Raw genomic sequence first — 8,911 nt, forward strand, 5'->3', positions numbered from 1 at the left:
ACTTTAATTATTATTAATTTCAAGATTATGCATAAATATCATACTTTTATTATTATTCTATAAAATTTCGCACTTTTCTTTCATTTGACCCTTCATTTTTAATTTTGTATACTTCCCTCTAGTTATATATGTCCGTTACGGAACAATTTCATATAGATGGGAGGAATTTTTCATGCTTCGTTATTCTCTTTTAGTTTTATTAGGAGCGTGTAGTTATGGGGTTTTAGCTATTTTTGTTAAACTTGCATATGCAGAAGGATTTTCACTTGGAGAGGTAATTGGTAGCCAGTATTTGTTCGGTTGGATTATTTTACTTGCTATTACACTTCTATTTTCTAGACATCGTGTTCCACTAAAACAAATGTTAATTTTATTCGTCGCAGGTACGTCTGCAAGTTTTACTGGAATTTTTTATTACGCTTCTTTAAAAACTGTACCAGCTTCTATTGCAATTATACTTTTATTCCAATTCGTTTGGGTTGGAATTATTATTGAAGCAATTACAACGAAAACATTACCTTCAAGAGAAAAAGTTATTTCAGTAATCTTCTTACTTGCAGGTACATTTTTATCAAGTGGGTTATTAGAAACATCAGCTGGTGATTTCGATACGACTGGAATCATTTTAGGCTTATTATCTGCTATTACATTTGCAACATACATTTTCGTAAGTGGTAAAGTTGCCGTTGAAGTACCTTCGTTACCACGCGGTGTCCTTTTAATGGCTGGCGCTTTAACTTTAGTCATGATCGTATTCCCGCCAACATTTATTTTTAACGGAGCAATTTCTCAAGGCCTTTGGAAATACGGCTTAGGATTAGGAATATTTAGTATCGTTATTCCGTCCATTGCCTTTACAATCGGTATTCCAAAAATCGGATCTGGCTTAGCAACTATTCTTGGTGCAGCAGAACTGCCAGTTACAACAATTATGTCTGTATTCGTTTTAAAAGAAGCTGTACTATCTTCACAATGGGTCGGTGTATCACTTATTTTAATCGGTATTGCAATCCCGCAAATTGCATATGCAATGCGTGGACGTTATAAAAAACAGCATACTCATAAAAAAGTTGCAGCATAAACGAGAGAGGATTTTCATTTGAAAATCCTCTCTTTTATTATTGTGTTATATAATGAATACAAATATTTCACTTAAGAAAGAGGGGATAATAAGTGGCATCCATTCCAAATCAATTAACAGAAAAACTTATTTCTATTCGTCGCCATTTACACGAATACCCAGAACTATCGTACGAAGAATTTGAAACAACAAAAGCAATAAAAAATTGGTTAAAAGAAGCTAATATTACTATTATTGATTCCAGTTTAGAAACAGGAATTATCGCTGAAATTTCTGGTAATAAAAACGGACCGGTGGTAGCGCTTCGTGCTGATATCGATGCCCTTCCTATCCAAGAAGAAACAGACCTTCCATACACTTCAAAAATACAAGGTAAAATGCATGCTTGTGGGCATGATTTTCATACAGCTGCTATATTGGGTGCGGCTTACTTATTAAAAGAAAAAGAAGCTTCTCTTAACGGAACTGTGCGTTTTATATTCCAAGCTGCTGAAGAAAGTGGAAACGGAGCATGTAAAGTTGTTGAAGCTGGACATTTAAAGAATGTGCAAGCCGTTTTTGGTATGCATAATAAGCCCGATTTACCAGTAGGTACAATCGGTATTAAAGACGGTCCACTAATGGCTGGAGTAGATCGATTTGAAATTGAAATTCATGGTGTTGGAACACATGCAGCTGTGCCTGATGCCGGCGTCGATCCTATCGTTGCATCATCTCAAATCGTTATGGCACTTCAAACAATTGTAAGCCGAAATATTAGTTCTTCTCATAACGCTGTCGTAAGTGTAACAAACATTCATTCAGGGAATACGTGGAACGTTATTCCCGAAAAAGCAATATTAGAAGGAACTGTCCGTACATTCCAAGCTAAAACACGTGAAAAGATTCCGGCATTAATGGAACGTATCATTAAAGGCATTTCTGATGCACTAGGTGTAAAAACAGAATTTCGATTTTACCCAGGTCCTCCTGCTGTTCAAAACGATAAAGTACTCACTGATTTTTCTATTCAGATTGCAGAGAAAATGAATCTAAACGTTATCTCTCCTACACCATCAATGGCAGGAGAAGACTTTTCTTTTTACCAACAAGAAATACCAGGTTCATTCGTCTTTATGGGAACAAGCGGTACACATGAATGGCATCATCCAGCTTTTACAGTAGATGAAGAAGCATTACCTATTAGCGCGGAGTATTTCGCCTTATTAGCCGAAGAAGCTATTCATCAATTATCACAAACAAAAAGCCGTTAAGTTACCCTTAACGGCTTTTGCTTATGCTGTTAAATCTCGTTTTATAAATACAGTATAGGACACCCCTAAAAATACAGCTAAGTATAGAAGAAGCATACAAGAAGCGAATGGGAATGTTACTCCATCAATAAAGCTCCCGCCCTTTGAAAGCCCATATAAATCTGTATTCGCTGGTAATAAATATTTCGCCCATTCATATCTTGCTGCCGGAATTAGCGCTATTCCCCCTGATAATGCAAGAAATAGAGAAATCCCGATTGCACCTCCGCTCGATCTCGTTAAAACAGAAATCATAAATGCAAATGCAGCATACACCAGAGTTGGTAGCCACGATAAAATATAATATTTACTTGCTTCTACGAAAATATTTTGTTTTATTATATTTCCGTTTTGAACGACAAATTCAGTCCAAGCTGGTTGTTGGAATTTATAAATAATTAGCCCACATAATACGGAAAAAATCATATTAAATATAAATAATAATGCCGAAAATATAACGATTGCCAAAAACTTAGATGTTAAAATTTTAAATCGACTCGCCGGACGAATCGTTAAAAATTTATATGTTCCCCAGCTATATTCATTCGCAAAAATTGTACTCGCATATACGAGAATAAACGGAAGTAAAATAGGAAAAACAATAAAACCAGTATCTCTCATGAAAGAAAGTGGAGAACTACTTGCTGGCGCTGTATTCGTATCTAAATGCTTCATTTTAAGCTGGTATTCCTTTACAAGCTCGTCTCCTGACTTTTCTGTTAAAATATCCTCTTTTTTCATGCCGAGCTTTTTCTCAATTTCTACAGTGCGTTCTGTATAATCCGCTTTCCACCCTTTTGTTTCTGGCTCTAAATACTTTACCGTAACCCATCCTAACCCAATAATTAATACCGCAATAGCTGCAAAAGGAATAATCGTTCGCTTTCGCTTAAATATTTTATACAGCTCGTTATAAACTAAATTAAACAATATCTTTTCCCCCTGTTAATTCTAAAAACTGCTCTTCTAGCGTTTTTCTTTCTTCATATACACGATAAACTTGAATATTTTTCTCCATCAATGTACGAAGAATATTTGGAATTTCTTCATCTTTCACGTTTATAATTAATTCGTTTTCTTTTACTAAAACATCGTATTCTAAAACCTCTGCCGCTTTATTCGCATCATCTACACGGATATGTATTTCTTCTGTTTCTTCCTTTTGATCATTTTGAATATTTTGTGTTGCGACATATTCTCCGTGCTGAATAATAATAACCCTGTCACACATTAATTCAACTTCTGAGAGTAAGTGACTAGAGACAAGAACAGCTTTCCCTTGTTCATGTGCAATTTTCTTTATGTACATCCGCATTTCATGTATACCACTAGGATCTAATCCGTTCGTTGGTTCGTCTAGTATTAATACATCTGGATTATGTATAAGTGCCTGAGCAATTCCTAAACGTTGTCTCATACCGAGTGAATATGCTTTTACTTTACGGTCAATCACTTGTCCCATTCCTAATAGTCGCACAACTTCATCGATACGCTCTTCAGTTACATTTCCATTCATTCGTCCGAAATATGTTAAATTTTCATAGCCACTTAAGAAAGGATAGAATTCTGGTGTCTCAATTACAGCGCCAATTTTCGCAGCAGTTTTTTCAAATTGCTGTTTTACAGATTGACCATCAATCCATACTTCTCCTTCTGTCATACGAATCATTCCGACCATCATTCGCATTAATGTCGTTTTTCCAGCACCATTTGGTCCTAATAAGCCAACTACTTCACCTTTTTTCACTTCAAAACTAATATTTTCTACTAACGTCTTTGAACCAATTCGCTTTGTTAATCGATCAACTTTTACGATTGCTTGCTCATTTATCATTCCATACAACCTTTCTTCTTAACTCTTTTTTTCAGTTCTTCCCACTGTATCATGATTAATAACATGTGTAAAATGAAGAAAAAGCCATGATTTCTCATGCCTTTTTCCTTGTTTCATATGACTTTTCACCCTTTAACCTTTGTATAAACCTACAACATTGCCACATTGATATTATAATGACGGTTATCATAACAACTGCTGTTACCATTATCGCATACGTCGTAATCGGTGCATTTGTTACTCCTTGGATTCCTACTGCTTTCATAAAAATAATAATAAATAATTTCAAAAATAACATACCATGAATTAATCCGAAAACGAAAGCTCCTCCGTAAATTAATAATTGCTCATGACACAATAAACATAACATTTCCTTTCTCGTCATATTCACTACTTCGTACGATTTAAACTCCTCTCTTCTTACCTGTAAAAAAGAGGCTGTCATTTTATAAGTAATGAAAATACATACAAAAACTACAAATAGAAACATAGCATAAAACCACTTTACAAATATAAGTGTATATCCCGCTTTATTTATTACAACTTCATTGAATCGGAATGATATCATAAAAAAACAAATCATTGTATTCATAGCAATCCACGTAAATTGTTTTAACCTTTTGGTAGCAAATGTTTGTATATTTTTTCTCGCTAACCGACATAAAGACATAGATCCCTTCCCCTACCTTACTTCATAACATACGCATTCTATACTACTAGTGTATAAAAATATGACATTTTAAACATCGCACTTCAATCGGAATCTTTACTAAGCCTTTAGTCCTAGAAATAAAACTATTTACATACTATTATTACAAAAAAAGGGAGGGGTTATATGCGTGTAAAATTACTGTTTATTCTTTCTTTGTTACTTTTCACTAGTTGTAGCCCACTAAAAAACAACGAAGATGCCACTGTTAAACCATACAAGTTAACAAAAGAACAATCTGATATTTTACAAATGACTCCTATACAAGAAGGAAATAGAATGTTTTATGATGTTACAGTCAAGAATAATAAAGATGAACTACATGCTACGATTGAATATTATCAAAATGGTAAAAAAGTGAAAGAGATTGCTAACATAGCTTCATCACATTTTTCAGAAAAGAAAATAAGGCTTTCTTTCATACCACCATATTTCCAATTTGATAAAGATGTACAAGAAAAAGGTCAATGGTACATTAATATCGAGGGTGGTTCAACACTTGTTCCTGCAGTAGCTCCTCCAAGCATAAATAGCTCTGCAACCACTACAATTCAATCTACTAAAAACGTAAAATACAATCAAAAAACGATTTTAGCCGCTGTAATAAAAACAAGTAAAGATACTTTAACTGTTCCTACAATTGATGAAGAACCAGGCATTGAGTTACTCTTAAAAGAAAACGAACACGTTTATCTATTTAGTATCGAGCTAAAAAAAGAACAATAAAGAGGAAAGGCAACTCAAATGCCTTTCCTCTTTATTTTTTAACAAGGTGTACTTATATATATAAATTAAATCGCTTTTTCGTCACGATGACTACTCGTCCTTCTCATCTCCTATTTCTATTCGTTTCTTCTCTCTTGCAATTTTCAAAAACTCTAACAACTCTGGATTGTTATTCATTTTTTTATAAGCCACTGACATTTCTGCAACAAAATTAGAATCACATAACTCTTTATATACAACTTCTGTTTTATACAATTTATTTGCGGATACAGGTATTACTGTAATTCCAATACCTGCTGCTACAAGCCCCATGACAGTTTGATACTCCGTTGCTTCTTGTACAATATGCGGACTAAAACCTACATCGCGGCAAAGCGATAAAATTGTATCGTATAACGCTGGCCATACTGGTCTCGTAATAAATACGAAAGGTTCATCCCTTAAATCTTCGATATGTATTTCGTCCTTTTCAGCAAGTGGATGTGCCTTCGGTAAACATAACGTACACGAAAGTTTTTGAATTGGTTCTAACTCAAGTAATTGCGTTGGAATTGGCGGACGTAAAAATCCAATATCAATTCGATTATCATGAAGTGCATGCACCTGATCCGGTGTTGACAATTCATGTAATGCAACAGACACTCTTGGAAATTTCTTTCTATACTCCCTGACGATTGACGGTAAAATATCATAAATCGCCGCACCTACAAAACCAATTGAAAGTGATCCCACTTCTCCCCTTTGAGCACTTTGTGCGACTTCTACTGCTTTTTCAATTTGTTCAAACGCTTTTTTTACTTCTTTTAAAAACATTTCTCCCGCTTCTGTTAATTCAACCTTTCTCTTCGTTCTTGAAAATAACATAACTCCCATTTCTTTTTCTAATTGCTGAATTTGTTGACTAAGCGGTGGTTGTGTCATTTGTAGACGAGCAGCCGCTCGTCCAAAGTGCAATTCCTCTGCCACTACAACAAAATATTGCAAATGCCGTAATTCCATTTTGGACACCCTTTTCATTTTCGATTAATACATCTAATATATTAATAACATATAATTTATATATTAGACAAATATTTCGAATGAACGTATAGTAGAAATTGCGAATTATTTTTTACAATTTTTATGTAAAAAAACAAAAAGGTGGTTACTGTATGAAATGGTGGAAGTTAAGCGGACAAATTTTATTATTATTTTGTTTCGCTTGGACAGGTGAATGGATTTCAAAACAGGCACACCTCCCAGTTCCAGGAAGTATAATCGGTATTTTTTTATTATTAATCTCATTAAAATTTAACATAGTGAAAAAAGAATGGATACAAGACGGTGCAGACTTTTTATTAAAAGAACTTATTTTATTTTTCATCCCTTCTGCAGTCGCTGTCATTCGTTACAAAGATACATTATCACAATATGGAATCGATCTCATTTTAATTATCGTGATTAGTACACTTTGTGTCACTCTCGTAACAGGACTTTTAACAGAATTGCTATTAAAGCGGAAAGGATCCACACAATGATCGGCTTTCTTTGTTTACTATTAACACTATTCACATATTGGGTATCTAAAAAAATGTATCAACGCTGGAATTGGAGCTTACTTTCTCCCCTTCTTGTATGCCCAATCATTTTAATTGCTTTACTACTCGGATTAGATACACCATACGAAACCTACGAATCTGGTAGTCATTGGCTAACAGATTTATTGAAACCTGCAACGGTTGCTTTCGCATGGCCAATCTATAAACACTTTAATTTATTAAAAAAACATGGAACGGCCATTTTAATTAATGTCATTGTTGGTTCATTTCTATCGGTTATTACTTCCGCACTATTAGCTGATTTTTTTCAAATTGACTCTACAATAGAACAAAGTTTAGCACCGCACATTGTAACAACCCCTATTGCAATGGCTATTTCAGAAATGATTGGCGGCATGTCACAATTAACAGCCGTTTTCGTCGTATTAACTGCCTTAACTGGAGCATTACTCGGTCCTACGCTCATACGCATATGCCGTATTAAAACAGCGCTCGCAAAAGGGATAATGCTAGGTACTAGCGCGAATGGAACCGGAACATCAAAAGCATTTGAAATCGGTCCTGTAGAAGGTACAATTGCAAGTTTATCAATGCTTTTAACAGCTGGAGCTAGTTTAGTTATCGTTCCGCTTTTCTTATCTTGGATACAATAAAAAAGAAAGTATTTAAACACTTTCTTTTTTATTTGTATATTTATATAATAGCTCATATTCTTCTGGAAACGATAAAGATAATTTTTTCACTTCATCTATTCCTTTCCAGTCTATTTCATGTATTAACTCATCAGGGTCTTGTATTTTCATGTTACCACCTATTAACTTCACAACATAGTAATACACATGAACTGGTACCCCATATGTTATCCCCTTTTTTTCACATAGCTTGTCTATAACTTCCACTTCATAACCCGTTTCTTCCCATATTTCACGAACACAACACTCTTCAAGCTCTTCTCCCTCTTCTTGTCCTCCGCTCGGCACAGACCATCGCTTCTCCTCATTTACTTTTCCTTGTAATACCATTAGAAACTCATTCTTTTCATTCATACATATAGCTGCCGTACCAATCCATCTTTTCATCCTATCTCCCCCCATACTAACTTTCTATCTTTCTATCTTTCTTTATATTTATCCTTGAAAAAAGAGGAAAAAAGTAAAACGATGACGAAAGATTACATCAACTTCATGAGCAGTCCCTTCTTAGAAATTCAAACCGAAAGGGTGAAATTATGATTTCTAAATATGTTGTGGAATGTATTTTTTGTGAAGAAAACCGAAAACCTCGACAAGCAATTGTCACAGTGCCTGCTACTTCTCAGCTACTAGCCATTCAAAAAGTACGGGCTGAATGTAAACGCCGCTTTGGAAAAACTTTATTATTGCAAACAGAAATTAAAGAAGAATTACTCTTTGAACAAAAAGAAAGCTGACCATAAATTGGCCAGCTTTCTTATCCGATCATATTTTCACATGAAGATTAGGGGCATCCTCTTTAAGGATCGGGATTTACCCATTATGTGCGTTCCATAATGGTCATCGAACAATATATTTCTATACAATAAACTATTGAATAGAATAGAATAGGGCAAAACTTGTTCGCATTTTTAGAAAAGGGATAGGGATATAATTCAAGTAATACTTCGAATACTCGAACTTTACACTCATTATATTAAAGCAAATCTTTTTATATGGGAAATATGAATTACTTACATAATTCATTCGTAAAATATAT

At 34.3% G+C, this 8,911-nt stretch carries 11 protein-coding genes; 6 read left to right on the top strand and 5 right to left on the bottom strand.

Annotated elements, in window-relative coordinates; genetic code table 11:
* The first annotated feature begins 172 nt into the window (after positions 1-172).
* Positions 173-1,081: an EamA family transporter gene (locus V7038_RS22815; protein ID WP_002111188.1), complete on the top strand. Its 909-nt coding sequence runs from the start codon at positions 173-175 to the stop codon at positions 1,079-1,081.
* Positions 1,082-1,173: 92 nt separating this feature from the next.
* Positions 1,174-2,334 (top strand): M20 peptidase aminoacylase family protein, encoded by a 1,161-nt coding sequence (locus V7038_RS22820; protein ID WP_002111189.1) that lies wholly within the window; start codon positions 1,174-1,176, stop codon positions 2,332-2,334.
* A gap of 21 nt (positions 2,335-2,355) precedes the next feature.
* Here V7038_RS22820 and V7038_RS22825 read toward each other — a convergent pair whose 3' ends face one another.
* From V7038_RS22825 to V7038_RS22835, 3 genes are all read right to left on the bottom strand, one after another.
* Positions 2,356-3,303, bottom strand: coding sequence for an ABC transporter permease (locus V7038_RS22825; protein WP_002111190.1), 948 nt, complete (start codon positions 3,301-3,303; stop codon positions 2,356-2,358).
* The gene (locus V7038_RS22830) at positions 3,296-4,207 is read right to left on the bottom strand and encodes an ABC transporter ATP-binding protein (protein WP_002111191.1); all 912 of its coding nucleotides are present in this window, start codon (positions 4,205-4,207) and stop codon (positions 3,296-3,298) included. The genes V7038_RS22825 and V7038_RS22830 overlap by 8 nt, the downstream gene beginning before the upstream one ends.
* 94 nt (positions 4,208-4,301) lie before the next feature.
* Complete coding sequence (locus V7038_RS22835; RefSeq protein ID WP_002111192.1) at positions 4,302-4,877, bottom strand: FtsX-like permease family protein; 576 nt, start codon at positions 4,875-4,877, stop codon at positions 4,302-4,304.
* Positions 4,878-5,042: 165 nt separating this feature from the next.
* On the opposite strand from V7038_RS22835, the gene V7038_RS22840 reads away from it, so the two are divergent.
* Positions 5,043-5,642, top strand: a complete 600-nt coding sequence (locus V7038_RS22840; RefSeq protein ID WP_070128873.1) for a histidine kinase — start codon at positions 5,043-5,045, stop codon at positions 5,640-5,642.
* A 90-nt stretch (positions 5,643-5,732) separates the two neighbouring features.
* Here the strand turns inward: V7038_RS22840 and alsR are convergent, their stop codons facing one another.
* Positions 5,733-6,641, bottom strand: coding sequence for an acetoin biosynthesis transcriptional regulator AlsR (gene alsR / locus V7038_RS22845; protein WP_002066566.1), 909 nt, complete (start codon positions 6,639-6,641; stop codon positions 5,733-5,735).
* A 152-nt stretch (positions 6,642-6,793) separates the two neighbouring features.
* Between alsR and V7038_RS22850 the strand changes: the two genes are divergently transcribed.
* Both V7038_RS22850 and V7038_RS22855 read left to right on the top strand, forming a co-directional pair.
* A complete protein-coding gene (locus V7038_RS22850) occupies positions 6,794-7,159 on the top strand; it encodes a CidA/LrgA family holin-like protein (protein ID WP_002111194.1) in 366 nt (121 codons plus the stop codon).
* Positions 7,156-7,833 (top strand): LrgB family protein, encoded by a 678-nt coding sequence (locus V7038_RS22855; protein ID WP_335695667.1) that lies wholly within the window; start codon positions 7,156-7,158, stop codon positions 7,831-7,833. The genes V7038_RS22850 and V7038_RS22855 overlap by 4 nt, the downstream gene beginning before the upstream one ends.
* Positions 7,834-7,845: 12 nt before the next feature.
* Here the strand turns inward: V7038_RS22855 and V7038_RS22860 are convergent, their stop codons facing one another.
* Positions 7,846-8,259, bottom strand: coding sequence for an NUDIX hydrolase (locus V7038_RS22860; RefSeq protein ID WP_002111198.1), 414 nt, complete (start codon positions 8,257-8,259; stop codon positions 7,846-7,848).
* A gap of 149 nt (positions 8,260-8,408) precedes the next feature.
* Here V7038_RS22860 and V7038_RS22865 point away from each other — a divergent pair, with 149 nt between their 5' ends.
* Positions 8,409-8,609, top strand: a complete 201-nt coding sequence (locus V7038_RS22865; RefSeq protein ID WP_002111199.1) for a DUF3903 domain-containing protein — start codon at positions 8,409-8,411, stop codon at positions 8,607-8,609.
* The last annotated feature ends 302 nt before the right edge of the window (positions 8,610-8,911 follow it).

Origin of the sequence: Bacillus sp. JJ783 (assembly GCF_036963225.1) — a bacterium.
Lineage (GTDB): Bacteria > Bacillota > Bacilli > Bacillales > Bacillaceae_G > Bacillus_A > Bacillus_A cereus_U.